Here is a 25,263-nt window from a genome sequence, read left to right as displayed (position 1 = left end):
GCCACCTTACGCGGTTACTTCTTGCGCGAGCCGGCCTTCACCACGTTCTTCGTGCCGGGCGAAGGCTTCTTAGTTGCCTTCTTGCCAGCCTTCTTCGTGGACTTTTTGGTGGCCTTCTTGGTTGCCTTCTTCTTCGTCGTCTTCTTAGAGGACTTCTTGGTGGACTTCTTCTTGGTCTCGCCGGAAGCTTCCTTGGCGCGGCGCTCGGAAAGGAGTTCGTTCGCGCGGGCGTCGGTAAGCTGCTCCGGGTCATCGCCGCGGCGCAGGGAGGCATTGGTGGTGCCGTCGGTGACATAGGGGCCGAAGCGGCCGTCCTTGACGGTCATGGGCTTGCCGGAGACGTCGTTATCGCCCAGTTGCTTGATCGGCGGCTGGGCCGCAGCGCGGCCGCGACGCTTCGGTTCGGCATAGATGCGGCGGGCCTCGTCCAAGGTGACGGTGAAGATCTGCTCTTCCTTGGCCAAGGAACGCGAGTCATTTCCCTTCTTCAGATATGGGCCATAGCGGCCGTTCTGCGCGGTGATCATCACGCCGTCGTCCTCGCCCACCTCGCGCGGCAGGGAAAGCAGCTTAAGTGCCTCTTCGAGGGTGACCGTAGAAGGCTCCATCGAGCTAAACAGCGAGGCCGTACCCGGCTTGAGTTTGTTTTCGATGTACTCCTTGACGCGCTTTTCCTTCTGCTTTGCGGCCGTCTTGGTTTCCCAATTCTTGGCGCGCTTGCCTTCCTCGGCGCGCTGCTTGTCTTCCTCGGCACGCTCCTTGGCGACGACCTCCTCGGCCTCACCCTCGGCCTTCTCCCGCTCATCCTCGCGGACGACCTCGGTAACGTACGGTCCGAAGCGGCCCTCCTTGGCCACAATCATGCGGCCGTTTTCCGGGTTCTCGCCCAGCTCGCGGCCGCCCTGCGGAGTGGCGAAGAGCTTTTCCGCCAGCTCCTCATTCAGGCCATCCGGGGTGACGGTTTCGGAAAGGTTGGCGCGCTGATACTCGATGCTGCCGTCGTCGTTAGTGCCAACGGCACGCTCGATATACGGGCCGTAGCGGCCCACGCGGACGAAGACGTCGCGGCCCTCGGTGTCAGTGTAGAGGCGCAGGGAGTTGACCTTGCGGGCGTCGATGGCTTCCAGGTTGACGTCGATAAGCGACTTCAAGCCGCCGTGACGGGCGATGGAGGCCGCCTTCTGCTCGTTGGCCTCGGCGTTGCCAAAGTAGAAGCCGTTTAGCCAGGCGGTGCCGTCCTCGATGCCGGTGGCAATCTGGTCTAGCTCGTCTTCCATGGAAGAGGTGAAGTCATAGTCCACCAGCTCGGTGAAGTTTTCCTCCAACAGGCCCACGACGGCGAAGGCAACCCAGGAGGGCACCAACGCATTGCCGCGCGAAACCACATAGCCGCGGTCCTGGATGGTCTTGATGATGGACGCGTAGGTGGACGGGCGACCGATGCCCAGATCCTCCATCTTCTTGACCAGGCTGGCTTCGGTATAGCGCGCCGGCGGGTTGGTGGAATGGCCCTCGGCGGAAACCTCCTTGGCGGTCAGGGCACGGCCCTTCTCCAAATGCGGCAGGCGGGTCTCGCCCTTCTTATCACCCTTGGCGTCGTCCGCGCCGTAGGCCTTCAAGAAGCCGGGGAAGGTAATGGTGCGGCCGGTGGCGGAAAATTCCACGTCGTAGCTGCCCTTATCGGTGGCGGCGGTGCCGGCTACGGTGACCTTCATGGAGGTTCCCTTGGCATCGGCCATCTGGGAGGCGACGGTGCGCTTCCAAATCAGGTCATAAAGCTTAAACTCCTCCGCATCCAATTGGCCGGAGAGCTGGCCCGGGGTGGCGAAGGACTCGCCAGCCGGGCGGATAGCCTCGTGAGCCTCCTGGGAGTTTTTCACCTTGCGGTCATACACGCGCGGGGAATCAGAGACGTACTCTGCGCCATAGATGCTGGTAGCGGAATTGCGCGCAGCGGACAGGCCCTGCTTGGACAGCGAGGTCGAATCCGTACGCATATAAGTAATGTGGCCGTTTTCGTACAGGCGCTGCGCAATGCGCATGGTGCGCTCAGAGGTAAAGTGCAGGCGGCGGCCAGCCTCCTGCTGCAACGTCGAGGTCATAAACGGCGCATAGGGCTTGCGCGTATAGGGCTTGTGTTCGACCCCAGCGACCTGCATATCCGCACCGCGCAGCGCGGTTTCTAGCGCCTTGGCCTGCGGCTCGGTGATGACGATGACGTCTTTGCTCTTGACGTTTCCGCGGTCATCAAAGTCGCGGCCCAAGGCCACGCGCTTGCTATTGACGGCCGTGAGGCGGGCGTCGAAAGTAGCGGGGTTGTCCGCGTCCGCAGCGCCGGTATCTAGCGTGGCTGCCAGGTCCCAGTAGTCGGCCGGGATGAACGCCATGCGCTCGCGCTCGCGCTCGACGATGACGCGGGTGGCCACCGACTGCACGCGGCCGGCAGAAAGCCGCGGCATGACCTTCTTCCACAGCACCGGGGAGACCTCATAGCCGTAGAGTCGGTCGAGGATGCGGCGGGTTTCCTGGGCGTCGATAAGGTTGTAATCCAGATCGCGGGTATTATCCGCGGCCTCCAGGATCGCGGACTTAGTGATCTCGTTAAAAACCATGCGGCGCACCGGCACCTTAGGCTTGAGGACCTCCAGCAGGTGCCAGGCGATGGCCTCGCCCTCGCGGTCGGGGTCTGTTGCGAGGTAGAGCTGATCGCACTGCTTCAGCTTGGACTTGAGGTCCGCGACCTTTTTCTTCTTATCGGGGCTCACCACATACAGCGGGGCGAAGTCATCCTCCGGGTTCACGCCGAGGCGCGCCCAGGATTCCTTCTTATACTTAGCCGGCACGTCCGCAGCGCCGCGGGGAAGATCGCGGATATGGCCCACGGAGGCCTCCACGATGTAGTTATCTCCGAGGTAAGGCTGAATCTTCTTCGCCTTCGTCGCCGACTCGACGATCACCAAGGTCTTTCCCGGCCCGGCTGCTTCTGCCACTTCGACTTCATCCCTTTCGATGATGCGAACAATAAGGTATGCACGCTTTCAGCAATCGCCCCTAGCGTACACAGTTGATCTGCATTTCCTTTCTCGCACCATATACGCGGTACTGCCAAAAGGCCGTTTTCAGGGGCACTATGTACCCCCACGGAACGGGTCTATACTGGCCTACTTAGAACGCCCAGTAGCTGTGAAAGCATTGTGGGGCACAATAGCACACCCAAGACGACGCCCGGGGAGGATTCATGGTTGACACCATCACTATGTGGATTGAAACCGTCATGTCCACAGAGTGGATCTACCCGCTGGTCGGCGTGCTGATCTTCGGTGACTGCTTCTTCCCCGTGCTGCCTTCTGAAATCCCGCTCAATATGGCCGGCGCCTGGTCCGGCTCCCAGGGCTTTCCACACCTGCCCACCATGTTTTTTGTAGCGCTCATTGCCGCCATGATGGGCGATAATCTCTGTTTCCTGCTGGGCACGCGCTTCATGCCCCTGCTCCAGCGCGTGCCTAAAGGTTCTAAGGCCTACGAGGGACTCAACTGGGTCAAGCGCAATATGCGCCGCGGCGGCGGTGCGGCCATTATTATTGCCCGCTTCATTCCTTCAGCGCGCCTGTTTATGACCATCCTGCTGGGGTCCATGCGCTTCCCGTGGATCGTCTTTGTTTTCTTCGACACCATTGGTGTTGCGCTCTGGGCGGCCCAGGCACTCGCCATTGGCTACTTGGGCGGCATGGCCTTTTCCAATTCGCCGGTGCTGGCTGTGGTGGTCAGCATCATCGCCGCCGTCATCATCGGCGTGGGCCTGCAGAAACTGCAGAATAAGTTCACCGAGTGGTGGGATACCCGCCGCGGCTACGCCGAAACGCCGTAGCAGGAAGGCCTGAGCAGAAAGGCCTGAGCAGGGGAGCCGGCCGCCTAAACTACGGACACGGACTGGGCCTGCTCGCCCTTCGGACCGGAGCCTACCTCGAAGGTGACCTGCTGGTTTTCCTCTAGGGTGCGAAAGCCGCTGCCCTGGATCTCGGAGTAGTGGACGAAGATATCGCCTTCGCCGTCCGCGCGCTCGATGAAGCCGTAGCCCTTTTCAGAGTTAAACCACTTAACGGTTCCTTGTGCCATGGTGTGCAGTCCTTTTCTTGATTGGCGGTGCGGCGATTCCGCGCCGAGGGGTTCGGTAAATGCGTCCTTTAGCAGTACCTTAAAGTGTAAACACCGCACCAAGACATCATTGGCCTCATATAAGTGTGACACGTTCCACGCCAAAGCGATAGGCCTAACTCATGAGGGGGTAGAAATTGGCTCACCCGGAAACGGATAATCCCCTGGGAGAAGAGCTCCTCGAGTTCATCCAGCGCCGCCTCGATGAGTCCACTCTCACATTTCACACCACCCTGCCGCCGCAGCGCGCGCAGTATGCCGAGTGGCCCGAATGGGTGCTGCCGGAGTTGAAGGAGAAGCTGGTCGAAGGGGGCGTCGGCAAGCTGTATAGCCACCAAGCCGAGCTGGCGCAGGCGGCCTGGGCCGGCGAGGATACGGTAATTTCTACCGGCACATCCTCGGGAAAGTCCCTGGGCTACCAGCTGCCCATCCTGAGCCGGCTGGCGCAGGAGCCGACCGCCTGCGCGCTGTATCTCACCCCCACCAAGGCACTGGGATCGGACCAGCTGCAGGCGGTGCTCGAGCTGTGCCGGGGCATTCCGGCGCTCAAAGGCGTGGTGCCCTCGCCTTATGACGGCGATACGCCGCAGGAATCCCGCGCGGGCGTGCGTGATCATTCGCGGTTCGTTTTCTCCAACCCGGATATGGTGCATATGTCGCTGCTGGCGGCGCACGCGCGGTGGGCGCGGCTGCTGCGGCACCTGGAGTTCATTGTCATCGATGAATGCCATTCCTACCGGGGCGTATTTGGCGCGAACGTGGCGCTGGTGCTGCGGCGCCTGTTGCGCCTGTGCGCGCACTATGGCTCGCGGCCGACGGTTATTTATGCCTCGGCCACTATGAAGGACCCGGGCCGGCATGCGCAGCGCCTTACCGGCCGGCCTGCCCGCGCGATTACGGAGGACACCGCCCCCACCGGCGCGCGCACCGTGGCGCTATGGGAGCCGGGCTTTATCGAGGGGGCCGAGGGCGAGCACGGGGCGCCGGTGCGCCGCGCCGCCACCACCGAGGCGGCCGAGATGATGGCCTCCTTCATCGCTGAGGGCGCGCGCACCATGACCTTTGTGCGTTCGCGCCGCTCGACCGAGGTGGTGGCCATGCGCGCGGCCGAGGTGCTCTCCGGTAGCCTCGGCCGGCCCGATTTTGCCCAGCGCATCGCCGCCTATCGCGCAGGTTACCTGGCCGAGGACCGCCGCAAGTTGGAGCGCGCGCTTGATGACGCCTCCTTGCTCGGCGTCGCCACCACCTCCGCCCTCGAGCTGGGCATCGATGTCGGTGGGCTCGATGCAGTGGTCACGGCCGGTTTCCCGGGGACCGTCGCAAGTTTTTGGCAACAGGCAGGGCGCGCCGGCCGCCGCGGACAGGGCTCGCTCGTGGTGCTCATCGCCCGCGACGAGCCGATGGATACCTACCTGGTCCATCATCCGGAGGCACTGCTGGGCCGGCCGGTGGAGGCCAGCGTATTCAACCCGGCCAATCCGTATATCCTCTTCGGCCACGTCTATTGCGCCGCGGTGGAAACGCCACTGGATGATGCCACGATTGCCGCTTGGGGCGCGCAGGATGTGGTTCACCAGCTGGCCGAATCTGGCCTGCTGCGCCGCCGCGAGCGCGGCTGGTTCGCCGTGCCCGTCCCTGCCCATTCACCGGAGGAACTCTCGCCCGAAACGGCGCATACCGCGGTGTCGCTGCGCGGCGGGGCAGGCGAGGAAGTCATGATCGTAGATTCCTCCGACGGCCGCCTGCTCGGCACCATCGACGCCGCCCGCGCTACCAGCCAGGTCCACCCCGGCGCGGTGTACCTGCACCAGGGCGAAAGTTTTGTCATCGAGGAGCTCATCCTCAGCGATTACCTGGCGCTGGCCCGGCCCGAGGCCCCGGACTATTCCACGACTCCGCGCTCCACCACGGATATCCGCATCCTGCGCGAGGCCGATAACCTGGTCAATTACTCCCCAGGGCTGTGGGTGGCGGACGTGGAGGTGGAGGTCACCGACCGCGTCACCGGCTACCAGGTGCGGCTTGCCGATGGCACCATTGGCGACGATATCCCCCTCGATCTCCCCGAACAGCGCCTGGTCACCCGGGCGGTGGCCTACACCATCGATCCGATGGCGCTTTCCGCCATGGGTGTGACGGCCTCCGATACGCCCGGCACCCTACACGCGGCCGAGCACGCCGCCATTGGCCTATTACCGCTTATCGCCACCTGCGACCGCTGGGACATCGGCGGCGTGTCCACCGCGCTGCACCCCGATACCCAGCTGCCCACCGTCTTTGTCTACGACGGCCACCCCGGCGGCGCCGGTTTTGCGGAAGAAGGCTTCCGCCGCTTCCCCGAATGGATCGCGGCCACCTTCGAGGCGGTGCGCTCTTGTCCGTGCGAAGCCGGTTGCCCGTCGTGCGTCCAGTCGCCCAAGTGCGGAAACGGAAACAATCCGCTGAGCAAGGACGGTGCCATCAAGCTACTGGGTGCGCTGGTCACCATGACGCAGGGCTAGCCTCAACTTAAGCGGTTTTGCCTTCTTCTTCATTTACTCGTTGCGCCCGCGCGTATTCATAGTCGGCGCTGCGCTGCAATAGCTCCTCACGCCGATGAGGAAACCGCTCCAATATTATGCGCTGAATTTCCGCCGCTGCACGTGCGCGAGTGCGCCGCACTTCAGGATTCGGCTCGTAAAAAGGCGAGCCTTGCGGATGCCTCATGGAGCATCGCCTCTTTCTTCTTTCGGGGCAGATTTGTCGAGCTCACCCTCTTTAAACTCTTGGGCAAAATCCCACAGCGTGTTGATAAAAGGGGAATCTCCTTCAACGTCCGATAATAATCCCAGAATTGTGGGGAGAAAATACCATCCAGTAATTCATTCGGCGGTATTCCCGCCAAGCGATGAAGCCTGCTACGGCTGCCACCGCGGTGGGGATAAGGCGCACTACTGCTTCCTGCCAGGTCATACCGGCCCGGCCTTCGCTTGAGTGGACCGGCCACGGACTGTGGCGGTGACAATGACATCGCGGCCGGATTCGGAGCAGGTTTCTAAGGTGGCGTTGTTGAGCGCGGCGGTATCGCGCGCGGCGGCACAAGCATCTTCACCCGTAGCGAGGGCCCAGGCACCGGCAACCGCCGCGAGGTCGGCCGCCACTTGGGCCTCGTGGCGCGCGGCCACGCGCGAGCCCACTGCCGCCACGATTAGCAGGAGGCTCACGATGGCGACGATGATGCCGGCCGCGGCAATGGTGGCATAGCCTTCCTCGCCGCAGCGCCTCGGCCTACTCATTTCCGCCCACCTCGGCCGGAAATACCGCCTCGGAGCGCATGGTGCCGACGGGGGCATCGACGCTTACCGACGCCCTCACCAACCCACCGCTTTCCTCCACGCTGACCTGGGCATCCTCGCGCGGGGGATGGTATTCGACGCCGATGGCGTGCGAACGCGCGGCCGCGCCCGCCATGTCCACCGCGGCGATATAGGATGCCAGCGTGGCAATGGCACCCACGATTCCCGCCGCGACCAAGACCAGGGAGCTTAAAGCCAAGGCGGCCTCGATGGTCACGGAGCCATCGTCATCAAATACCCTGTGCATCATTCCTCCTTTCTGCCGGCGGGTTGGGCCCGCCGGCCGCGGTTAAAGAGCGTCGCTAGCTCGGGGTATTCGAGAGGGCGTCGGTAATGATGCCCTCGATGGCATCGACCACCCCGCCGCCGTTGATGACCATGTAGAGCACCCCGGCAAGCGCGGCGGCCGCTAAAGATCCCATGGCATATTCGATGGTGCTCATCCCCTCGTCATTACGGATGAGCTGGGAATACTTATTTAGTGCGTGCATGATTAGTGTCCTTTCATGTGAGGTTTAGAGAAGTTGTGCGCCCAAACTGATAACTACGGGCGCAAGTCCTAGAACGATGAATGCTGGCAGGAAGCACACCGCCAGCGGGAGGGCGATAAATACTCCTGCGCGCTCCGCCTGCGCCGTGGCGTGGGCGGATGCTTCCGCGCGCAAAGAAGTACAGATTCGATGGCACCCGGCCGCGATGGTGGCGCCGGATTGGCCCGACATGATGACAAGCTGCGCTAAGTCCTCCAGCCCCGCATGGCCCTTCATGTGGCCCCACGCGGAGTGCGCGGGAACGCCCACGCCGAGCAGCGCGGCGACGGTCTCCCACAGTTCCTTGGTCTGGGCATCCGCGGTGCGGGCCACCGCGGTGGTGGCGCCATGTACGGATAGCCCTGCGGCCAGGCACGCTGCGAAGAGCTCGACGTCGCCAGCTACTGCCAGTGGATCCAGCGGTACGGCGGGCTTGAGCTTGCTTATCAGTCCCCCGCGCGCGGTCGGGCCATCGCGCGGGGTCTTGGCGGTGGTCTCGGTTGCGCTGGCAGGTGCCAAGCGGGCGGTGTGCGATGGCAGGCCGACAAGGGCGGCGAGGGCGATAAAGATGAGCGGGGTCATGCGGCCGCCTTCCGGATAATGACGCGCGACCAGGCGAATCCGCCGCAGGCCAGCGCCACGCCCACCACGAGGAGGATGCCGCCTAAACCGCCGCCTAAAAGGAAGCCGAGCGAGTTGGCGCCCATGGCCCCGCCCATGGCGATGCCGGCTATGGGCAGGCACGCGAGCACCGTGGCGGTGGCTTGGGGGCCTTGCAGGCTAGCGGAGGTGGATTGCTGGTGGCGTCGGGAAGCGTCGAGGCGGCTTTGGGCTTGGTCGAGCAAGCTGGCCACCGCAATGCCGTGGTAGGTGGAAAGCTCTAATAAGTGACCTAAGCGGTGAAGCTCTGACAGGGCCTTGCCGCCCTGCGCTTCTGTCAGCGCCATGTGCGGCGGCGCACCGCGCGCGGCAAGGGCGGCCGTGGACTCTAGTGCTGTGGATACCTCGCGCGGGGTGGTGGCTGGCAGGGACTCCACGCCGCGGGCGAGCGCCCCAGCCAAGGTCGCCCCTGCGCGCAGGTCTGCGGTGACCACGCCCAGGTAAGCGGCCAGCCCCTCGCGGCCACGCCGCTCCGCCCGCGCGGCCACAATATCCTTCGCGTACCAGGACACGCACCACGCGATAATGGCGGCAGCGATGGCGATGCTGATGCGTCCCACCGAGTAGAAGACGAGGCTGCCGCAAAAGACTGCGCCTAAGATCACCACCGAGCTGGTCTGTGCCCGGCGCGTGGCTGAGGCCAAGCGGCCGGCACTCGAGGGCGCGGGTATAAGCAGCGCAGCGGCAAGGATGAGGTAACTAAGCATGGCTGGCCTCCCCGGCAGGCTCGCCCAGAAGCTGCGCGGAGAATTCCGCGAAGCCGTCTGCCGGGCCATCTTCGGCGCTCCAGATGATGCGTGGGGTCACTGGGTTTCCCTCGAGCAAACCGATATGGGCGAGGCGGCGGCCCTGCGGGGTGCGCTCCATGGTCAGCACCATGTGCACAGCCGCCGCCAATTGCGAATGCAGCGCCGCGCGGTCCAAGCCGCCGAGGGCGGCGAGCGCCTCCATGCGGGCTGGTACTTCAAAGAGGGAATTGGCGTGCAGCGTGCCGGCGCCGCCGTCGTGGCCGGTGTTGAGCGCGGCGAGGAGGTCCACCACCTCGCGGCCGCGGATCTCGCCCACCACGATGCGGTCCGGCCGCATGCGCAGCGCTTGGCGCAGCAGTTGTGACATCGTGACCTCGCCGCTTCCCTCCGCGTTGGCCCGGCGCGAGACCACGCTGACGCAGTGCGGGTGGTGCGGGGAGAGCTCGGCGGTGTCCTCGATAACGAGGATGCGTTCGCGCTCGGAGACGGTTCCCAAAAGCGCGGAGAGCAGGGTAGTTTTGCCGGAACCGGTGCCGCCGATGACGAGGAAGGAAATCCGCTTGTCCACCACGGCGCGCAGCAGTGCCGCGATGTCTTCAGGCAGCGTGCCATTGTCTACAAGCTGGGGCAGGGTGGTCTGCGCTTGGCGCAATACGCGCAGGCTCAGGCAAGTCCCGGCCACCGCGGGCGGGCTTAGCAAGGCGTGGACGCGCAGCACGACACCATCGGGGCGAGTAACGCGGCCATCGGCAAAGGGCTGCGCATCATCGAGGCGCGTGCCTGAAGCTGCCGCAAGCCGGCTGGCCAGCTGGCGGACCTCGGCATCATCGCGGAAGGTGATATCGGTGCGCTCAAGGCCTTCGCCGCGGTCCATGAATACCGCGTGTGGCCCGTTGACTACGACGTCTGTAACGCCCTCGCGCCCCAGCACCGCATCGAGCGGGCCCATGCCGGTGGCGTCTTGGCGCAGGCGGCGCAGCAGGTCGAGCACCGCGACGTCACTAATCACGCCGGCCTCTGCGCGAATGCGCCGGGCCAGGGCTGCCGCATCATGCACCAATTCGGGCTCGGCGGCAATGATGCGCTGCATCTTTTCTAGCGTTTCTTGTGCTGCTTTATGCTCGCTCATACGCCGACCTCCTCGAGGACCGCGCGGGCGGCCTTACGCAAGGGTGCGGGGAGGCGCTGCGGCAGGCCACCGATTTCTACCGCGCGCGTGAGGCCCCGGAGCGTCGGCAATTCTGCCAGCACCGTGCTGTGGACGATGCGTTCTACTTCCGCCGCGCTTAACGACGCCCACTGGCGTTGCCGCAGCACCACCACGCACCTGCGCCGCGCGGCATCGAGACGCACCAGGAGTTGCGCGGCCGACGCTGCCGATCGCACCTCCGCGGCCACCACGATGACCACGTGAGTACAGGCATCCGGGATAGTCTCCGGGGTGCAATCCACCACGCATACCCCTTCGCCCGCATGGGCCGCCCCTACCACCCGGGCAAGCAGGTCTTTTTCCAAGCGGAAGGGATCCGCGACGGTGCTGCGCGCGGCCGAGAGCACCGCTACTCCATCAGGCGTGGAAGGCAGCGCGCGGTAGAGATCGGCGGCATCGATGCTGCCATCGCCCACGGTAAGCTCCGGCCAGCGCGCCCCCGGTTCCGCTTCTACGCCGAGCAGGAGGTCGAGGCCGCCGGAGTATGGGTGGGCGTCGATAAGCAGGGCGCGACCGTCGGCTGCGCACTGGGTGCGGGCCAGCGCGGCCGCGAAGGTAGAAGTACCCACCCCACCGCTCGCGCCCACCACAGCGATGGTCGCGCTGCCCGGCCGCGCTTCCTGCGGCGCGCCCGCCGCGGCGATGCTCGCCAGCAACTCCTTCACCTGGGCGGGGATGATAAAGGCGCTCTCCGCGTGGCAGGCGAGCGCCGCCTCGTAGTCAATCGGTCCGGGATCCGCAGCGAGGAAAAGCACGGGCGCAGGCGCGGTGTGGGTGCGCTGCGCTGCTGCCACCACGCGGGCCATCAAGGAATCAACTAGTACCGCATAGGCGCCGGGCAGGCTGCGTGGGATATCGCGGGGATCGGTTACGGTCAGCACATCGTGGCTGGTCGCAGCCGCGGCGTGAACGGCCTCGGCGCGCAGCGCTTCGTCACCAATGGCGACGACGATGACGGTGGAATCAGGGTGTAGTGCGTTCATGCCTCATAGCCTGAAACAGTCGCGCAACCGCAGCGAGGCTCTGGCAGCAGCGCTGTGGATAACCCGCCCGAAGTCACCATGTGGACCTAGTTTGGTTGTCGTTTCAACCAAAAATCTGTGGATAACCGGCGGGTTAAGGGTCAGAAAGTGTGTCTGGAAACGGGGATTTTTAGGCTCTGACCTTTGAGTTAACGTCAAATATACGCTTCGGGAGCATATATCTGGCCTTGGGACGCTAAAACCCCGGTGTCGCTGCCAATCTGTGGTAGAAGACGGTCGTTCGACCACACTGCTACTGCGGTGAAGATACAAAATGCAACAAATCGGACAGCCGAAGCTTCGACCGATGGCGGTTTTAACCAGGTGGCTCTCCGCCATCAAGATTCACTCCCGATGCCCCCAATGCAGCAGTATTTGCCCAGCCCATCGCCTGCTGCGCTGCGCCGACAACCTGAACGGAACTAGCTCAAAGAATTGGCTCTAGTGCCGCGCACGTTGGGACGGTTGCGTAGTAGAAGCTACCTAGCCGGTGTTTCCTAGCGCACCGTCGGCCGTACTGATTGTCCCAACGACTAGGACTTCACTTACACCGTCTACGCCCAGTCAGCCGGCCTGGAAGCTGGCAAATCTAACCCCCACCGACACGCCGAACCAGACACACATTTTGACCCTTAACCCTAACCGGCGCCGCACGGCGGTAGATATAGGTGACGGCCCGCGCATCGGGGGGGGTGTGCGCGCGGGCCGTCAGTAACCCGGCCTCGGGGGGTGAGCCGGGGCAGGCCGCACGGTATATCGGGGCCTTGCACGGCTTATTATGACATGTTCGCCACCCAATCACAACAGCTAACAGCAGATTTCCACGGTCACGGCGCTGACCTGCACCGAATGCATGTTCACCCAGCGCCACCCCCACGCGGACTCCCAATCCCACATTAGTGACATACAAATCACCGCTAACATCAGCCACTTCTACACCAGCAAGCGTTAAGTGCGGCTACACTCGGCAGCACATCATGACTACTTCCCGCGAGCCCCGTCATCCCCGCCGCGCCACCACCCGCGCTGGCGGCGACCCCGCACGCACCGCGGCGTTTTTCGATCTCGATAAGACCATCATCGCCACCTCCTCGGCCTATGCGTTTGGCCGCGAGTTCCTCCACAACGGGCTCATCTCGCCGGCCGAAGCACTGCAGCTATCACTTGCTAAGGCCAGCTATATGTTCTCCGGTTTGACCAGCGAAGGCATGGATTCCACCCGCGACCAACTCACCGCAATGGTCACTGGGTGGTCCGTGGACGAGGTGCGCGCCATCGCCCGCGACACCATGCATCACGTGGTCACGCCCTCCATTTATGCTGAGGCCCGCGAACTTATCCGCGCCCACCGCGCCGCTGGCCACCACGTGGTCATTGTCTCTGCCTCCGCGGCCGTGCTGGTGGACATCATCGCAGAAGAACTCGGCGTCGAACACGTCATTGCCACCGAATTGGCAGAGGAAAACGGCCGTTTTACCGGGGAGGTGCTCTTTTATTGCAAGGGCCCCACTAAAGCAGAGGCACTGGATCAGACCGCAGCGGCAGAAAACCTCGACCTTAATGCCAGCTATGCCTACTCGGATTCCGCTACCGATATCCCGATGCTGGAAAAGGTAGGCCACCCCGTCGCCGTCAACCCGGACAAGCAACTAAAGCGCCACGCCCTCGCCCACCAATGGGAGATCCGCTCGTTTAAGGACCCGGTGCCGCTCCTTCCTGCACCGACCGCCAAGGAAATTGGAATCGGCGCTTCCGTTCTGGCGGGTACCGCGGCAGTTATCGGCGCTGGCCTGTGGCTAACGCAGCATCCGGGCCGCCCTGGCCCGCCCAAGCGGGGCCCACGGCGCGCCTCTTAGGCCGCGCGAGCAATCGCGTCGGCTTCTTTGCCACCGGCAGTCCAGGCGGTGAGGTGGGTTAAGAGGGCGTCGGCAAGCGCGGTGCGGTAATTGTCCACCGCGGCGGCATACTCGGCGCGGTGGCGGGTGTAGTAGACCTCGGGCACGGCAAAACCGCGCGGGTCAAAGCCCGTATGCACCGCGGCGAGGCGGGAGGCAACGCGCGCGACGAGGCCACTGCGAGGGCCAAAGAACTCGCCGGCGGCAATCTCGGCATGGACCACGCTCGGCAGCAAGAGATCGAAAGCGGGACCGCCACCCTGCGCGATGAGCCGGCCCAACCCTTGCAAGCGCGCACTCTCGCCGGCCGGAATGCCGGTGCCTCCGGCCGCGACGTCGATGCGCGCCAGCACCTGCAGCGGTGCCCGCGCAAAGGATCGCACCGTGGCATCTAAGAGTTCCGGGGCGGCCACGGAATAGGCACTGACAGCGCTGGCCAGCGGCCCTTCTTCCATATCTTCCGGTCCCGGATGTGGGGGGATGGCGTGGCCGTCCAGCGCCACGCTGACACGGGCGCCGCGCATGAGGGACTCCGCAGAGATAACCTTAAACTTGCGCAATCCTGCAGGTCGGCGGTGTGCACGGGCAATGGCAGCGGCGGCCTTTTCTGCACTTTCTTTTACCCCCGGCAGGCGAAACAGCGGGGATAACGCGTCATTTTCTGACATATCCATTAGGATAGCCGTGGAAGTCCCTAAGTATGCGTGGCACCATGGGATAATAGTGATTCCATTATTGTTGGGGACATTACAAGGTTTAGATAAACGCGAGGAGAATTAATCGTGAGCAACGATGGACTTTTTACCGACGGTACTGATCAATTTGCACCGAAGGTGAACTCGATCCCTTTGAGTGACGTGGATACATCCTCGTCCGAGACCTCGGTAGGCCAGCTGGTCTCCAACGCCACCGAGCAGATGTCCCAGCTCGTACGCTCCGAGGTGGAGCTAGCCAAGACCGAGCTGGCAGAGTCCGCTAAGAAGGGCGGCATCGGTGCAGGCCTCTTCGGCGGCGCAGGCACCATCGCACTGTATAGCTCCTTCTTCTTTTTCTTCTTCTTGGCCGAGCTCCTCGCCGTCTGGCTGGACCGCTGGGCAGCGTTCCTGATCGTCTTCTTGATCATGATCGTCCTCGCCGGCATCCTGGCCTTCGTTGGCCTGAAGAACGTCAAGCAGGTCAAGGCCCCGCAGAAGACCATTGACTCCACCAAGGAACTCAAGAACTTGGTTCCGGGCAAGGCGCAGAAGTCCCTGGACCGTAAGAACACCAACGGCCTCTACACCTAAACCGGCAGGCGCCACGCGTACGTGCACCCCTCTATCCGCCCTAGCTAGCCTGGGGCGGATTTTGTGTACTTCCGCCCCCTCTTCTCTACCGTTTCTGCCCCAACTATAGAAAGGCGGCACCATGGCCTTCGCACCCCTGCCCCCCTCAACGGTGGAGCTGGATGGACCTTATGCACATGAGTTCGTCCACACCCGCGGCATTCGCCTGCACGTCGCCACGGCGGGCGATAGCACGCAGCCACTCGTGGTGCTCATCCACGGCGCCTTCGGCGGATGGTTCGATTACCAGGAGGTCATAGCGCCGATTGCACAACGCGGCTTCCACGTCGCGGCCGTGGATATGCGGGGCTTTGGTATGTCCGATAAGCCGCCCATTGATGCGGGGCAGGATATCCGCACTTTAGTGGGCGATATTAGCGGGCTCATTCAGGCCTTGGGCCATGACGATGCCTTTGTGGTGGGCGCCGATACGGGTGGCGCCGTGGCATGGTGCTTGGCGGCAGAGCGCCCTGAGCGGGTGCGCGGCCTGGCCTCCATTTCCGCCGCCCACCCGGTGGATCTGCGCCGCGCGATTGCTGCCCGGCCGTGGGACTTTGGGTGGATTAACCTGCGCTCGTTGCTGTGCCGCCTGCCGCGCGTTACCCGCGCCCAAAACCTGCTGCTTAGCCCGCGCGCCTACCGCAAGGAGTTGGAGCTGGATACGGGGCCTTCGCTTGCCGACGCCACCCTAGACCGCATCCTCGATCTCCGCCTGCGCGCCTCCCGCATCGGCAGCGTCCGCCGTGGAATCTTGTGGAACCACCGCATGCGCACCGCCGTGGTCCCCTTGACCTGGGTAGAACTGACAGTAGAGCGTCCCGTGCTCTTCATCCACGCCCAGCAGCGACTGTGGAACCCCGTGGTCCGCCGCGCCGCCTCGCGCGCCCGCCGCGGATTTACCGCCACGACCGTCCCCGGCGCGAAGAACCTTCCGCACCTGGAAGCACCGGCGGATTTCGTTTCCACGCTAGCGGCCTGGCTACAAGAACATCGCTAGTGCGCCACGCACTCCCCGGTATCAACCGGGTGGGTAAGCCGCGTGATGTCTCCGATCTGGGCGTTGACCTCATCGGCGGTTAGGGCATAGCCCGTCTCGGAATCATCCACCGAGGCACCGAAGACCACGCCGAGGACCTCGCCGGCCGTGTTGACCAGCGGCCCGCCGGAATTTCCTTGTTGGATCTTGCCGCGCACGGTGTAGGAATCGCGTTCCACGCGACCATGCGAGTAGATATCCGGGCCGGAAATGGTGATGCGATCGCGCACGCGCGCCATCTCGGCGTCGAAAGGCCCAGAGTGCGGGAAGCCCATGACCATGGCATCATCGCCCGTCTGGGCCGGGGCCTGGGCCCATGGCAGTGGATCGATGCCCAGGTCGCGCGAGTGCAGCACCGCCACATCCACATCCGGGTTGTAGTAGACCACGGTCGCGTCCTTGAGGCCCACCTTGGTATCCAAGCGCACGGTCTGCGTACCGGCCACTACGTGAGCATTGGTGATCACGTAGTCATCGGCCGCCACGAAGCCGGAACCCATGAGGCGGCGGGAGCACTCTTCGGCGTCGCCAAGCACGTGAATGACAGACGGCCGCATGCGCCGCACCATCTCCGGATCCTGCACGTCTGGGTCCGGCTCTTCTACTTCCTCAGTGCTAATCGAGTTTTGCCACGGCGAGACCAACGGCGGCAGGCCGGACTCGTTGAGCATCGCCGCCACCCCATTGGGCAGCGACGCTACCTGCGCCGGCGCGGCCGAGTTGAGGTTGCCCAAGATGCGGGAATCGCGCAGGCCCTGACCGGCCGCACCGCCTAAATTGGTGGCCACGGGGATAGAAATGAGCCAAATAACCACCAAGGCGGCAAAGGCTTGAAAAACCGCACCCACGGCGGAATCGAGGCGCTGCGTCTTGCGCGCCTTCATACGATCGCGCACGCTGCCACCTAACGAGGATCCGATAAGCTGCCCGACGCCCACAAAAAGCACCAGGATTCCCACCAATAGCAGCAAGCGCAGCGAGGGTTGATCCACCAAACGCAGGGCGGCCGGGGCCACGGCAATGCCTAGCACTACCCCAGCGCCCACACCAATGGAGGCCAATACCGCCGCGAGGGCACCATTGCGCCACCCACTCAGGAGCGCTATGAGGACGGCGACCACAATCAGGCCGTCAACGATGAGCGCAGGAGTCATGGCTATGGGTTCTTTCTATCTGGGAGTTAAAACGAATACGTACCGCGGCACAAGCGGTTAGGACATCTTCTCATTATTGCGGGAGTTTGTGAGGGAGTCACGCAGGTCCATGACTGAATTGTTATCCCATGGAACGCTCCACCCGGCGTGCTGCAATAGTGCCGAGAGCACACCGGCGGTAAAGCCCCAAATGACGTAGCCATTGGCGTGAAATGCTGGTCCTTGCCACTTTCTAAAGCCCACCATGAAGCGGTTACGCGGATCGGCCAACTCCCGGATAGGCACGAGAAACACGTCATCGGTTTCATCGGGGCTGGCGGGATAGACCTCCCCCGGCTGGGTCCAATGCGCCAGAATGGGGCTCACCGGATTGCCGGTGGCGCGGATATGCAGCTGATCCCACTGCTCCAGCGGGGTCACGGAGTTGCGCTGCAGATCCGTTTCCTCCCAGGCTTCCCGCAGCGCGGTATCCACCAGGGAGGTATCGGCGGGATCCCGGCGGCCGCCGGGAAAGGCTATCTGGCCCGAGTGCGAGCGCATGGACGGCGAGCGATGCGTGAGCAAAATGCTGGCCTCCTCCGCGCTCTCACCGCTCAGCAGCATGAGCACGGCCGCTTCCCGCTTGACCGGCACCTGCACATTGGTGCCGTTGAGGGACGAAGCCTGCCGGTTGCCAATGAGCTCTTGCACCTGGCTGGGGTCTACCCCCAGCGCCGGCTTGAGCCATTCTGGCGTGCGCTCGGGAAGGAGTTGACTCATGCCGCAATCGCCTCCTCCACGGCCTTTTCAATCTCCGCTGCGGAGCTAAACGGTTGCGCAAATTGCTTGCGCACCTCACCGTCCTTTAACACCACGGTCACCGGCACCACGCCCGGCAGGCCCAGCTCACCGGCAAATTTATTATCCGAATCCTGGAAGCTCGGCAGCTCCACGCCCAGGTCATTCAAGAAAGCTGCACCATTTCCCGCATTCTTATCCGCGTGCACGCCCACAACCTGCCAGTCTGGGTGCGCTTCCGCCACATCCTGCAGATAGGGAAGTTCCGCGCGGCACGGCTCGCACCACCATGCCCACACGTTAACCACGCTGACGCCTTCATCGGCGGGCTTTCCGGCGGCCGCACCGCCTAGGCACTCCAGCTCTACCCCAGCCACGGCGCCGGCCGGGCAGTCTGGGCGCTGCGGGACTTCTTGCGGGGAAGCCTCGCTTGGCGACGCCTCCTCGGATCCGTCCCCGCCCCGCAACTGCGAGACCCCAGCTACCGCAATGACGGCAATGAGGATCGCGGCAATCACCGTGCCAAGGACGTAGTTCTTCATACCGTTAGCCTAGCGCCCACGGGCGGCTGGACACATATCCCGCAGAACGCATGCATCGCACTCCGGCGTGCGCGCATGGCAGACCTGGCGCCCGTGGAAGATGACGCGGTGTGAAAACATCGTCCACTCTTCTTCCGGCACGAGCTGAGCGATGTCCCTCTCAATCTTGACCGGCGTCTTCTCCCCCGTCAGCCCGAGCCGCTGCATGAGGCGGCCGAAATGCGTATCCACGGTCAGCCCGGGGATCCCGAAGGCATTTCCGAGCACCACCAGCGCGGTCTTGCGCCCGACCCCGGGCAAGCTGGTCAGTTCCTTGACCGTGCGCGGGACCTCGCCTTGAAAATCTGCCACCAGCTTCTCCCCAATGCCCAAAAGGTGCCCCGCCTTGGCGCGCTGAAAGCCCAACGGCCGCAGGATGCTCTCCAAGTCCGAGCGCTGCGCGGAAGCATAATCCGCCGCCTCGGGGTAGCGAGCAAAGAGTTCAGGGGTCACCGAATTCACGCGTTCATCCGTACATTGCGCAGAAAGAACGGTGGCAACGAGCAGCTGTAGCGGGGAGTCATAATCCAAGGCACACCGTGCATCCGGGTACTCCTGCGCCAAACGCCGATTTATCTCCGGTGCGCGCAGCTCCGGCGCGCTGGCCGCTGACAGTGCTGAATTCATGGGGTTTAGCTTAGTAGACTAGGAAAACATGATTTCACTCGTGATTCTGGTACCACTTGCCATCGCCCTTTTCGCCCTCCTGATGGAAAAGCTTGAGGCAGTCGTTTTTGCTGACTAGGCCGGAAAACTGCTGGCCTGAACCGTGCCCTAGCACGAGTAGAGTTTCTATAGTGTGACAAATTTTCACTGAAGTACCAAAAGTGACCAATTACACTGTAAGATGAAACGCGTTACACAGTGACCCCGCTTGTTCCGCATTGTCGAGTGCACGAAAGACCGCACCCAGATGTGGCACAGGCTCATCTATGGACTTTCGTAGTCGACATCCAAGGAGTAAAACGTGGAAGGCGTACAGGACATCCTCTCCCGCGCCGGAATCTTCCAAGGCGTTGATCCCGTTGCAGTGCAGCACCTAATCGAGCAGATGGAGACCGTGCGCTACCCGCGCGGAACCACCATCTTCGACGAAGGCGAGCCTGGCGATCGCTTGTACATCATCACCTCGGGCAAGATTAAGCTCGCCCGCCACGCCCCGGATGGCCGCGAAAACCTCCTGACCGTCATGGGCCCATCCGATATGTTTGGCGAGCTGTCCATCTTCGATCCGGGCCCGCGCACCTCTTCCGCAGTGTGCGTGACCGAGGTTCAGGCAGCCACCATGAACTCCGAGCTGCTCAAGAAGTGGGTAGGTGACCACCCCGAAATCGCCCAGCAGCTGCTGCGCGTGCTGGCTCGCCGCCTGCGCCGCACCAACGCTAACCTGGCCGACCTCATCTTCACCGACGTTCCGGGCCGCGTGGCAAAGACCTTGCTGCAGCTGGCTAACCGCTTCGGCGTCCAGGAAGGCAGCGCCCTGCGCGTGAACCACGACCTCACCCAGGAAGAGATTGCCCAGCTGGTGGGCGCTTCCCGTGAGACCGTCAACAAGGCGCTGGCCACCTTCGCGCACCGCGGTTGGATCCGCCTCGAGGGCAAGTCCGTGCTCATCGTCGATACCGAGCACCTCGCCCGCCGCGCTCGCTAAGACCGCGCCAGCCCGCTACCCCGCTTCGGCGGGGTTTCGCTGGTTTTACCCCCTTAACCAGTTCCACACCGCACTTGCGGCCACGGTACGCTCCACACCGCACTGCCTGCGGACCATACCGCGGCCACACGTTGACCCTGCGCGCCTCCTGCCTCAGCCCACAGAACAATTAAGCCCCTCTTCCCACCAAAAAGGAAGAGGGGCGAATGGAGATAGGCTTATTTAGCCTCGCCGTCCAAGTACTTCAGCGCGGTGCGCGTGGACTGCTCCGCAGCGTGGCGCAGCACCGGGTCCACATCGTCATACATCTCGTTGACCAGGGTATTCAGATCTACATCATCGCCTAGGCGGGAGCGGATCTCCTTAATCTGGTCAAGGCGGTAGTGGCGGCGGTCAATGTACTTGCGGGCCACCTGAGAGGTGTCATCCAAGTCTGGTCCGTGTCCCGGGAACAGCGCAATATCCTTCCCGCGCTCTTCCAAGGTGTCGAGGGTCTGCAGGTAATCGGCCAAGTTACCGTCCGTCTCCGAAAGGAGAACGGTGTGGCGGCCGGCGATGGTGTCACCGGAGATAATGCCTTCGAGGCGGGAATTTGCTACCTCGCCGCTCCACACAAAGAAGCAGGTGGAATCCGCGGTATGGCCTGGGGTGTGAACGACCTCGAGACTTGGGGTGATGCCATCGAGGGAGATGTGCTCGCCGTCTTGGAGGGCCTCGGCACCATTGCAGTAGCTCGGATCGAAGGCGCGGATGGGGGCGCCGGTCATCTGCCGCAAGCGTTGTGCGCCCGAAGCGTGGTCATCATGGCGGTGGGTAATCAAAATCAAAGCCACCTCACCTGCGTTGCGGTGCACAACGTTGAGATGGCCTTCATCCTCGGGACCCGGATCCACGACGATCGCCCGAGAGTCTTCAGCGGCGCGAATAATCCACGTATTCGTCCCCTCAAGGGCGGTGTAGCTGGGGTTATCACAAAGGACTACGCCAACGGACTGGCTGACGGGACGCAATTGACTATATGCGGGGTGCTCCATAGTTACTAGCCTATCCGATCAAGCAGCAATTTCTACGATTAGTTCGATCTCTACCGGGGCGTTTTTAGGCAACGCAGCTACGCCCACTGCGGAGCGAGCATGCTTTCCAGCATCCCCAAAGACCTCACCGATGAAATCGGAGGCACCATTGATAACTACCGGTTGGTCTGCATAGGCCGGATCGGAGGCCACAAACCCCACGATTTTTACCACGCGGGAGACATTGTCCAGGCCAACTTCGGCATCGATAGCGGCAAGAGCATTCAGCGCCGCGATGCGTGCCTGTTCCTGGGCTTGTTCCGTGGTGACTTCGGCGCCAACCTTGCCGGTGAGCGGCAGGGCGCCCTCCACGAGGGGAAGCTGGCCAGAGGTCCAGACCTGATCACCCACGCGCACGGCCGGCACATAGGAAGCTAGTGGCTTGGCGACGCCCGGTAGCTCATACCCCAGCTCCCGCAAGCGAGCATGAAAGCCCATTTACTCTGCCACCTCGCGCTTGAAGTAGGCCACGACGTTTTCCGGGTTAGGACCCGGGGTGACGGTGACCAGTTCCCAGCCATCTTCACCCCAAGAATCGAGGATCTGCTTGGTGGCGTGGGTAAGGACAGGTGCGGTTGCGTATTCCCATTTAGTCATGGAGTCCATTCTAACTATTAAATACGCACTATGCCGTCTAAATTCTTAAATGCCGACGAGCTCGCCGCCTTGGGCCAAGTAGTGGGCCCAGTCCGTGATGTGGGGGTTCTTGCGCAGCAGAGCTCGGCGCTGGCGCTCGGTCAGCCCGCCCCACACACCGAACTCGACGCGATTATCCAGGGCGTCGGCGCGGCATTCGGTCAACACCGGGCAGTGGCGGCAAATGACGGCCGCCTTGCGCTGTTCCGCACCGCGAACAAATAGGGCATCCGGGTCGCCCTTGCGGCATTTGGCCTGGGTGACCCACTCACCACGCTCGGGATTTCGGGCTGTATTAGACATTCCAGCAGTCTTCACACGAACGGTCATGGGTGAGTGTGCTCCTTCCCAGACGGAATACTATGTAACGCATCTGAGTCTATTCATCCAGGTAGAAGATTGTCTAACACGTCACACTTTAGGGGGTGCGAGTGATCTTCCACCTACCAAGGGCAACCACGTAGTGTATGGGGCGTGACTGTCATCAAATCTTTGGCCAAGATAGCCCTGTCTACGGTCTTGGTAGGTGCGCTCATCGCCCTGGCTCTTGCCCCCTTCGCGGGCATTTCCGGTGTAGCGATTGCCCGCACTAACGAAACCATGCAATCTGACCTGCAAGATCTGACTGCCGGCAATATCCCAGGCGTCACCACGATCAAAGACGCCAAGGGCAAGGACATGGCTTATGTCTTCAGCCAACGCCGCCACCCGGTGGAGAGCAAGAAGATCTCTAAGGCCATGAAAAACGCCATCGTCTCCATTGAGGACGAGCGCTTTTATGATCACGAAGGCGTGGACTTCCAGGGAAATTTCCGCGCGCTATGGACAAACCTGACGTCAGGCGGCGTCTCCCAGGGCGCTTCCACCATCGATCAGCAGTACGTCAAGAACTACCTCTTGCTGGTCTCTGCCACCACCGATGAAGAGCGCGCCGCGGCCACCGAGCAATCCGTGGCCCGCAAGCTGCGCGAGATGCGTATGGCCACCAAGATGGATGCGGAATTGGATAAGGAGGACATCCTCACCAACTATCTCAACCTGGTGTCTTTTGGTAACCACGCCTATGGCGTCGAGGCGGCGGCCCGCACCTACTTTGGCACGCATGCTTCCGAGCTCACGGTGCCGCAGGCAGCAATGCTGGCCGGCATGGTCCAATCCTCTGAGCGCCTCAATCCCTATACCAACGCCGAGGAAGTAACCGACCGACGCAACCTAGTCCTGCAATCCATGGCGGATAATGGCCATATCAAGCAACAGGAAGCGGATAAGTATAAGGAGGAGAAGCTGGGCGTCGGCAAGAAGCCCAAAACGCTAGCCAATGGCTGCATCGGCGCCGGCGACCGCGGTTTCTTTTGTGATTATGTGCTGAAATACCTGGATAAGAAGGGAATTAGCGAGGAGCAGCTAGCGCGCGGCGGCTACACCATCAAAACCACGCTGGACCCAACGGTGCAAGACAAGGCCCTCGAGTCAGTACAAAACCACACCAATCCGGATGCCCAGGGCGTGGCTGAAGTCATGAACGTCATCAAGCCCGGCAGGTCGGACCGCAAGGTGCTGGCCATGGTCTCCTCGCGCGATTACGGCCTGGACCTGGATAAAAATGAGACCATCCTGCCGCAGCCCTACTCCTTAGTGGGCAACGGTGCAGGTTCCGTCTTTAAGGTCTTTACCGCCGCGGCCGCGCTCGAAGCGGGCTATGGCATCAAAAACACCGTGGATGTGCCCACCCGCTACGAGGCGGAGGGCCTAGGCCATGGTGGCGCTGCCGGCTGCCCGGCGGACCGATACTGCGTGGAAAACGCTGGTACCTATAAGGCCACGATGACGCTGCAGGAAGCGCTGGCGCACTCTCCCAATACTCCGTTTATCAAGCTCACGGAACAGGTAGGCGTGGCACCCATCGTCGATATGGCCGTGCGTTTGGGCCTGCGCTCCTACGATGACAAGGGCAGCTTTGATAAAGACACCTCGATTGCTCAGCACACCAAGGACGCCAACTCCGGCTCCTTCACCTTGGGCCCGGACCAGGTCAACCCGCTGGAGCTTTCCAATGTCGGCGCCACGCTGGCCGCGGATGGCAGGTGGTGTGAGCCTAACCCCATCTCCCAGGTCACGGATAAGGAAGGCAACGAGGTCTATCTCAAGGAAACCCCGTGTGAGCAGGCCGTTGATAAAGACGTAGCCCGCGCGATGAGCAATGCCCTGTCCGAGGACGCCAAGCAGGGCACCGCCAAGGATGCCGCCCAAGCGGCCGGTTATTCCAGCCCAATCGCGGCCAAGACCGGTACCACCGAGTCCAACCAATCCTCCGCATTTTTGGGATTCAACGAGGGTATTTCCGCCGCGCCGTATATCTATAACGATGGCACCTCCACCGTCCCGCTATGTACCGGGCCGGTGCGCCAGTGCGCGGGTTGGGGCAACCTCTACGGCGGCTTGGAGCCGGCGCAGACCTTCTTCAGCATGGCTACGCAGCTGCCGATAGCGACCAAGGCCGGACTGCCGAACTACAACAAGAAGTACGACAACGGCACCACGGCCGATAAGACCCTTGATAGCCTGCGCGGCAAATCCGAGGCCGAGGCCCGCCAGACCTTGGAGTCCAAGGGCTACGTAGTCAAGACCTCCCGGGTCATCGGCGGCAATGTTCCTTATGGCCGCGTGGTTCGCGCGATTACCGGCAAGGACGGCAAGAAGAAGGGCGCGGAGATTACACTGCAGCTTTCCGACGGCGCCGGGGCCTCCCAATCCCCTTCCTCCGGCGTGGCCGACGCCAACTCCACCGGCGCACAAAATAGCACCGGCGGCGGTAATGCCGACGGTGCTACGAGCCCGGGCCGCTCGACTGGCGGCACAGGCGGCAGAAGGGGCAACGGCGGTGGCGGTACCGGCGGCGGGTTCTCGCCGGAAGACTTTGGCATCCGCCAAGAGGATATCGATAGCTTTGCCAACGATGTCCGCAGCCTCCTTGGCCGCTAAGCCTCGCCCGTTGCGGTCTCGCCCGTTTTAGCTCAGCTGGGACTTGACCTCAGCGGACAGGCGCTTGCCATCCGCCTGGCCGTCGGCCTTGGCATTGGCCACCTTCATTACTACACCCATCTGCTTCATGGTGGGTGCTTCGCCGTTTTCGGCCTCAACCTCCGCGATAGATTCCTTCACCAAAGCTTGTAGCTCGGACTCGTCCAGCTGGCGGGGTTGGTAGGCCTCGAAGAAGGGGACGTCGGCAAGCTCGGCTTCCGCCAGCTCCGGACGGCCGTTGTCCTCATAGACCTCGGCGGACTCGCGGCGCTTTTTGATTTCGCGCGCAATCACCTTGAGGATATCGGCGTCCTCCAGCTCATGCCGGGATCCATTGGTCTCCTCGGCCTGGATGGCGGCCAGCAAGGCGCGGATGGCGCTGGTGCGTTGCTTCTCCTTCGCCTTCATTGCGGTTTTCAGATCTGCACGGATGGTTTGCTTTAGCTCGCTCAT

The 25,263-nt window shown here is 62.8% G+C and carries 27 protein-coding genes; 7 read left to right on the top strand and 20 right to left on the bottom strand.

What is annotated here, in order from left to right:
* Window positions 1–14 precede the first annotated feature (14 nt).
* A complete protein-coding gene (topA, locus tag QKD99_RS06970; RefSeq protein WP_347951082.1) occupies window positions 15–2,990 on the bottom strand; it encodes a type I DNA topoisomerase in 2,976 nt (991 codons plus the stop codon).
* Window positions 2,991–3,238: 248 nt separating this feature from the next.
* On the opposite strand from topA, the gene QKD99_RS06965 reads away from it, so the two are divergent.
* Window positions 3,239–3,868, top strand: a complete 630-nt coding sequence (locus QKD99_RS06965; RefSeq protein ID WP_200435935.1) for a DedA family protein — start codon at window positions 3,239–3,241, stop codon at window positions 3,866–3,868.
* A gap of 44 nt (window positions 3,869–3,912) precedes the next feature.
* On the opposite strand, the gene QKD99_RS06960 is transcribed toward QKD99_RS06965, so the two are convergent.
* Entirely contained in the window at window positions 3,913–4,116 is a 204-nt protein-coding gene (locus QKD99_RS06960) for a cold-shock protein (RefSeq protein ID WP_204610420.1), read from the bottom strand.
* 176 nt (window positions 4,117–4,292) lie between these two features.
* Between QKD99_RS06960 and QKD99_RS06955 the strand changes: the two genes are divergently transcribed.
* Window positions 4,293–6,656 carry a DEAD/DEAH box helicase gene (locus QKD99_RS06955; RefSeq protein WP_347951081.1) on the top strand — a complete coding sequence of 788 codons (2,364 nt, stop codon included), beginning with the start codon at window positions 4,293–4,295 and terminating at the stop codon, window positions 6,654–6,656.
* Between the two features lie 7 nt (window positions 6,657–6,663).
* Here the strand turns inward: QKD99_RS06955 and QKD99_RS06950 are convergent, their stop codons facing one another.
* The 8 genes from QKD99_RS06950 to ssd all read right to left on the bottom strand — a co-directional run bounded on the left by QKD99_RS06950 (window position 6,664) and on the right by ssd (window position 11,622).
* Window positions 6,664–6,861 carry a hypothetical protein gene (locus tag QKD99_RS06950; RefSeq protein WP_005327148.1) on the bottom strand — a complete coding sequence of 66 codons (198 nt, stop codon included), beginning with the start codon at window positions 6,859–6,861 and terminating at the stop codon, window positions 6,664–6,666.
* A 242-nt stretch (window positions 6,862–7,103) separates the two neighbouring features.
* Entirely contained in the window at window positions 7,104–7,430 is a 327-nt protein-coding gene (locus QKD99_RS06945) for an Rv3654c family TadE-like protein (protein WP_284820803.1), read from the bottom strand.
* Window positions 7,423–7,737: a hypothetical protein gene (locus tag QKD99_RS06940; protein WP_005323101.1), complete on the bottom strand. Its 315-nt coding sequence runs from the start codon at window positions 7,735–7,737 to the stop codon at window positions 7,423–7,425. The genes QKD99_RS06945 and QKD99_RS06940 overlap by 8 nt, the downstream gene beginning before the upstream one ends.
* 55 nt (window positions 7,738–7,792) lie before the next feature.
* Window positions 7,793–7,981: a DUF4244 domain-containing protein gene (locus QKD99_RS06935; protein WP_005327144.1), complete on the bottom strand. Its 189-nt coding sequence runs from the start codon at window positions 7,979–7,981 to the stop codon at window positions 7,793–7,795.
* A gap of 24 nt (window positions 7,982–8,005) precedes the next feature.
* Window positions 8,006–8,602 (bottom strand): type II secretion system F family protein, encoded by a 597-nt coding sequence (locus QKD99_RS06930; RefSeq protein WP_284820802.1) that lies wholly within the window; start codon window positions 8,600–8,602, stop codon window positions 8,006–8,008.
* Complete coding sequence (locus tag QKD99_RS06925) at window positions 8,599–9,387, bottom strand: type II secretion protein F (protein WP_284820801.1); 789 nt, start codon at window positions 9,385–9,387, stop codon at window positions 8,599–8,601. Before QKD99_RS06925 ends, QKD99_RS06930 begins: the two co-directional genes overlap by 4 nt.
* Window positions 9,380–10,558, bottom strand: coding sequence for a TadA family conjugal transfer-associated ATPase (locus QKD99_RS06920; RefSeq protein WP_347951080.1), 1,179 nt, complete (start codon window positions 10,556–10,558; stop codon window positions 9,380–9,382). The genes QKD99_RS06925 and QKD99_RS06920 overlap by 8 nt, the downstream gene beginning before the upstream one ends.
* Window positions 10,555–11,622: a septum site-determining protein Ssd gene (ssd, locus tag QKD99_RS06915; protein ID WP_347951079.1), complete on the bottom strand. Its 1,068-nt coding sequence runs from the start codon at window positions 11,620–11,622 to the stop codon at window positions 10,555–10,557. The genes QKD99_RS06920 and ssd overlap by 4 nt, the downstream gene beginning before the upstream one ends.
* Window positions 11,623–12,638: 1,016 nt before the next feature.
* On the opposite strand from ssd, the gene QKD99_RS06910 reads away from it, so the two are divergent.
* A complete protein-coding gene (locus QKD99_RS06910; RefSeq protein ID WP_347951078.1) occupies window positions 12,639–13,517 on the top strand; it encodes an HAD family hydrolase in 879 nt (292 codons plus the stop codon).
* On the opposite strand, the gene QKD99_RS06905 is transcribed toward QKD99_RS06910, so the two are convergent.
* The gene (locus QKD99_RS06905) at window positions 13,514–14,230 is read right to left on the bottom strand and encodes an oxidoreductase (protein ID WP_239278483.1); all 717 of its coding nucleotides are present in this window, start codon (window positions 14,228–14,230) and stop codon (window positions 13,514–13,516) included. The genes QKD99_RS06910 and QKD99_RS06905 overlap by 4 nt on opposite strands.
* 105 nt (window positions 14,231–14,335) lie before the next feature.
* Between QKD99_RS06905 and QKD99_RS06900 the strand changes: the two genes are divergently transcribed.
* Together QKD99_RS06900 and QKD99_RS06895 are read left to right on the top strand one after the other, a co-directional pair.
* Window positions 14,336–14,842, top strand: a complete 507-nt coding sequence (locus QKD99_RS06900; RefSeq protein ID WP_239278546.1) for a phage holin family protein — start codon at window positions 14,336–14,338, stop codon at window positions 14,840–14,842.
* A gap of 121 nt (window positions 14,843–14,963) precedes the next feature.
* Window positions 14,964–15,878 (top strand): alpha/beta hydrolase, encoded by a 915-nt coding sequence (locus tag QKD99_RS06895; RefSeq protein ID WP_239278481.1) that lies wholly within the window; start codon window positions 14,964–14,966, stop codon window positions 15,876–15,878.
* On the opposite strand, the gene QKD99_RS06890 is transcribed toward QKD99_RS06895, so the two are convergent.
* From QKD99_RS06890 to nth, 4 genes are read right to left on the bottom strand one after another with little or no spacing between them, the layout of a single operon-like run.
* Window positions 15,875–17,071 (bottom strand): MarP family serine protease, encoded by a 1,197-nt coding sequence (locus QKD99_RS06890; RefSeq protein WP_347951077.1) that lies wholly within the window; start codon window positions 17,069–17,071, stop codon window positions 15,875–15,877. The two genes, QKD99_RS06895 and QKD99_RS06890, sit on opposite strands and share 4 nt — an antisense overlap.
* 57 nt (window positions 17,072–17,128) lie before the next feature.
* On the bottom strand, window positions 17,129–17,830 hold the full coding sequence (locus tag QKD99_RS06885) for a CoA pyrophosphatase (protein WP_347951076.1): 702 nt from the start codon (window positions 17,828–17,830) through the stop codon (window positions 17,129–17,131).
* On the bottom strand, window positions 17,827–18,390 hold the full coding sequence (locus QKD99_RS06880; protein ID WP_347951075.1) for a TlpA disulfide reductase family protein: 564 nt from the start codon (window positions 18,388–18,390) through the stop codon (window positions 17,827–17,829). The genes QKD99_RS06885 and QKD99_RS06880 overlap by 4 nt, the downstream gene beginning before the upstream one ends.
* A gap of 9 nt (window positions 18,391–18,399) precedes the next feature.
* The gene (nth, locus tag QKD99_RS06875) at window positions 18,400–19,056 is read right to left on the bottom strand and encodes an endonuclease III (RefSeq protein WP_347951074.1); all 657 of its coding nucleotides are present in this window, start codon (window positions 19,054–19,056) and stop codon (window positions 18,400–18,402) included.
* Window positions 19,057–19,396: 340 nt separating this feature from the next.
* On the opposite strand from nth, the gene glxR reads away from it, so the two are divergent.
* Window positions 19,397–20,080, top strand: a complete 684-nt coding sequence (gene glxR / locus QKD99_RS06870) for a CRP-like cAMP-activated global transcriptional regulator GlxR (protein ID WP_005323128.1) — start codon at window positions 19,397–19,399, stop codon at window positions 20,078–20,080.
* Between the two features lie 218 nt (window positions 20,081–20,298).
* Here the strand turns inward: glxR and QKD99_RS06865 are convergent, their stop codons facing one another.
* Genes QKD99_RS06865 through QKD99_RS06850 form a run of 4 tightly spaced genes read right to left on the bottom strand, consistent with a single transcriptional unit; the run spans window position 20,299 to window position 22,119 of the window.
* Window positions 20,299–21,114, bottom strand: a complete 816-nt coding sequence (locus QKD99_RS06865; protein ID WP_284815682.1) for an MBL fold metallo-hydrolase — start codon at window positions 21,112–21,114, stop codon at window positions 20,299–20,301.
* A gap of 18 nt (window positions 21,115–21,132) precedes the next feature.
* Window positions 21,133–21,591, bottom strand: coding sequence for a RidA family protein (locus tag QKD99_RS06860; protein WP_198492395.1), 459 nt, complete (start codon window positions 21,589–21,591; stop codon window positions 21,133–21,135).
* Window positions 21,592–21,750: a DUF4177 domain-containing protein gene (locus tag QKD99_RS06855; RefSeq protein WP_005323131.1), complete on the bottom strand. Its 159-nt coding sequence runs from the start codon at window positions 21,748–21,750 to the stop codon at window positions 21,592–21,594.
* Window positions 21,751–21,795: 45 nt separating this feature from the next.
* Entirely contained in the window at window positions 21,796–22,119 is a 324-nt protein-coding gene (locus QKD99_RS06850) for a WhiB family transcriptional regulator (RefSeq protein WP_005323132.1), read from the bottom strand.
* 144 nt (window positions 22,120–22,263) lie between these two features.
* Here QKD99_RS06850 and QKD99_RS06845 point away from each other — a divergent pair, with 144 nt between their 5' ends.
* A complete protein-coding gene (locus QKD99_RS06845) occupies window positions 22,264–24,771 on the top strand; it encodes a transglycosylase domain-containing protein (RefSeq protein ID WP_347951073.1) in 2,508 nt (835 codons plus the stop codon).
* A 27-nt stretch (window positions 24,772–24,798) separates the two neighbouring features.
* On the opposite strand, the gene QKD99_RS06840 is transcribed toward QKD99_RS06845, so the two are convergent.
* Complete coding sequence (locus tag QKD99_RS06840; RefSeq protein ID WP_347951072.1) at window positions 24,799–25,263, bottom strand: GatB/YqeY domain-containing protein; 465 nt, start codon at window positions 25,261–25,263, stop codon at window positions 24,799–24,801.

The organism is Corynebacterium sp. c3Ub_189, assembly GCF_039907195.1.
GTDB lineage: Bacteria > Actinomycetota > Actinomycetes > Mycobacteriales > Mycobacteriaceae > Corynebacterium.
This window is presented reverse-complemented; position numbering and strand designations above follow the sequence as displayed.

Excerpts from the sequence above, each read along its gene's own strand:
- QKD99_RS06965 (WP_200435935.1), top strand. The coding sequence starts at position 3,239 with ATGGTTGACACCATCACTATGTGGATTGAAACCGTCATGTCCACAGAG.
- QKD99_RS06960 (WP_204610420.1), bottom strand. The coding sequence starts at position 4,116 with ATGGCACAAGGAACCGTTAAGTGGTTTAACTCTGAAAAGGGCTACGGC.
- QKD99_RS06950 (WP_005327148.1), bottom strand. The coding sequence starts at position 6,861 with ATGAGGCATCCGCAAGGCTCGCCTTTTTACGAGCCGAATCCTGAAGTG.
- QKD99_RS06945 (WP_284820803.1), bottom strand. The coding sequence starts at position 7,430 with ATGAGTAGGCCGAGGCGCTGCGGCGAGGAAGGCTATGCCACCATTGCC.
- QKD99_RS06940 (WP_005323101.1), bottom strand. The coding sequence starts at position 7,737 with ATGCACAGGGTATTTGATGACGATGGCTCCGTGACCATCGAGGCCGCC.
- QKD99_RS06935 (WP_005327144.1), bottom strand. The coding sequence starts at position 7,981 with ATGCACGCACTAAATAAGTATTCCCAGCTCATCCGTAATGACGAGGGG.
- QKD99_RS06930 (WP_284820802.1), bottom strand. The coding sequence starts at position 8,602 with ATGACCCCGCTCATCTTTATCGCCCTCGCCGCCCTTGTCGGCCTGCCA.
- QKD99_RS06925 (WP_284820801.1), bottom strand. The coding sequence starts at position 9,387 with ATGCTTAGTTACCTCATCCTTGCCGCTGCGCTGCTTATACCCGCGCCC.
- QKD99_RS06920 (WP_347951080.1), bottom strand. The coding sequence starts at position 10,558 with ATGAGCGAGCATAAAGCAGCACAAGAAACGCTAGAAAAGATGCAGCGC.
- ssd (WP_347951079.1), bottom strand. The coding sequence starts at position 11,622 with ATGAACGCACTACACCCTGATTCCACCGTCATCGTCGTCGCCATTGGT.
- QKD99_RS06910 (WP_347951078.1), top strand. The coding sequence starts at position 12,639 with ATGACTACTTCCCGCGAGCCCCGTCATCCCCGCCGCGCCACCACCCGC.
- QKD99_RS06905 (WP_239278483.1), bottom strand. The coding sequence starts at position 14,230 with ATGGATATGTCAGAAAATGACGCGTTATCCCCGCTGTTTCGCCTGCCG.
- QKD99_RS06895 (WP_239278481.1), top strand. The coding sequence starts at position 14,964 with ATGGCCTTCGCACCCCTGCCCCCCTCAACGGTGGAGCTGGATGGACCT.
- QKD99_RS06890 (WP_347951077.1), bottom strand. The coding sequence starts at position 17,071 with ATGACTCCTGCGCTCATCGTTGACGGCCTGATTGTGGTCGCCGTCCTC.
- QKD99_RS06885 (WP_347951076.1), bottom strand. The coding sequence starts at position 17,830 with ATGAGTCAACTCCTTCCCGAGCGCACGCCAGAATGGCTCAAGCCGGCG.
- QKD99_RS06880 (WP_347951075.1), bottom strand. The coding sequence starts at position 18,390 with ATGAAGAACTACGTCCTTGGCACGGTGATTGCCGCGATCCTCATTGCC.
- nth (WP_347951074.1), bottom strand. The coding sequence starts at position 19,056 with ATGAATTCAGCACTGTCAGCGGCCAGCGCGCCGGAGCTGCGCGCACCG.
- QKD99_RS06865 (WP_284815682.1), bottom strand. The coding sequence starts at position 21,114 with ATGGAGCACCCCGCATATAGTCAATTGCGTCCCGTCAGCCAGTCCGTT.
- QKD99_RS06860 (WP_198492395.1), bottom strand. The coding sequence starts at position 21,591 with ATGGGCTTTCATGCTCGCTTGCGGGAGCTGGGGTATGAGCTACCGGGC.
- QKD99_RS06855 (WP_005323131.1), bottom strand. The coding sequence starts at position 21,750 with ATGACTAAATGGGAATACGCAACCGCACCTGTCCTTACCCACGCCACC.
- QKD99_RS06850 (WP_005323132.1), bottom strand. The coding sequence starts at position 22,119 with ATGACCGTTCGTGTGAAGACTGCTGGAATGTCTAATACAGCCCGAAAT.
- QKD99_RS06840 (WP_347951072.1), bottom strand. The coding sequence starts at position 25,263 with ATGAGCGAGCTAAAGCAAACCATCCGTGCAGATCTGAAAACCGCAATG.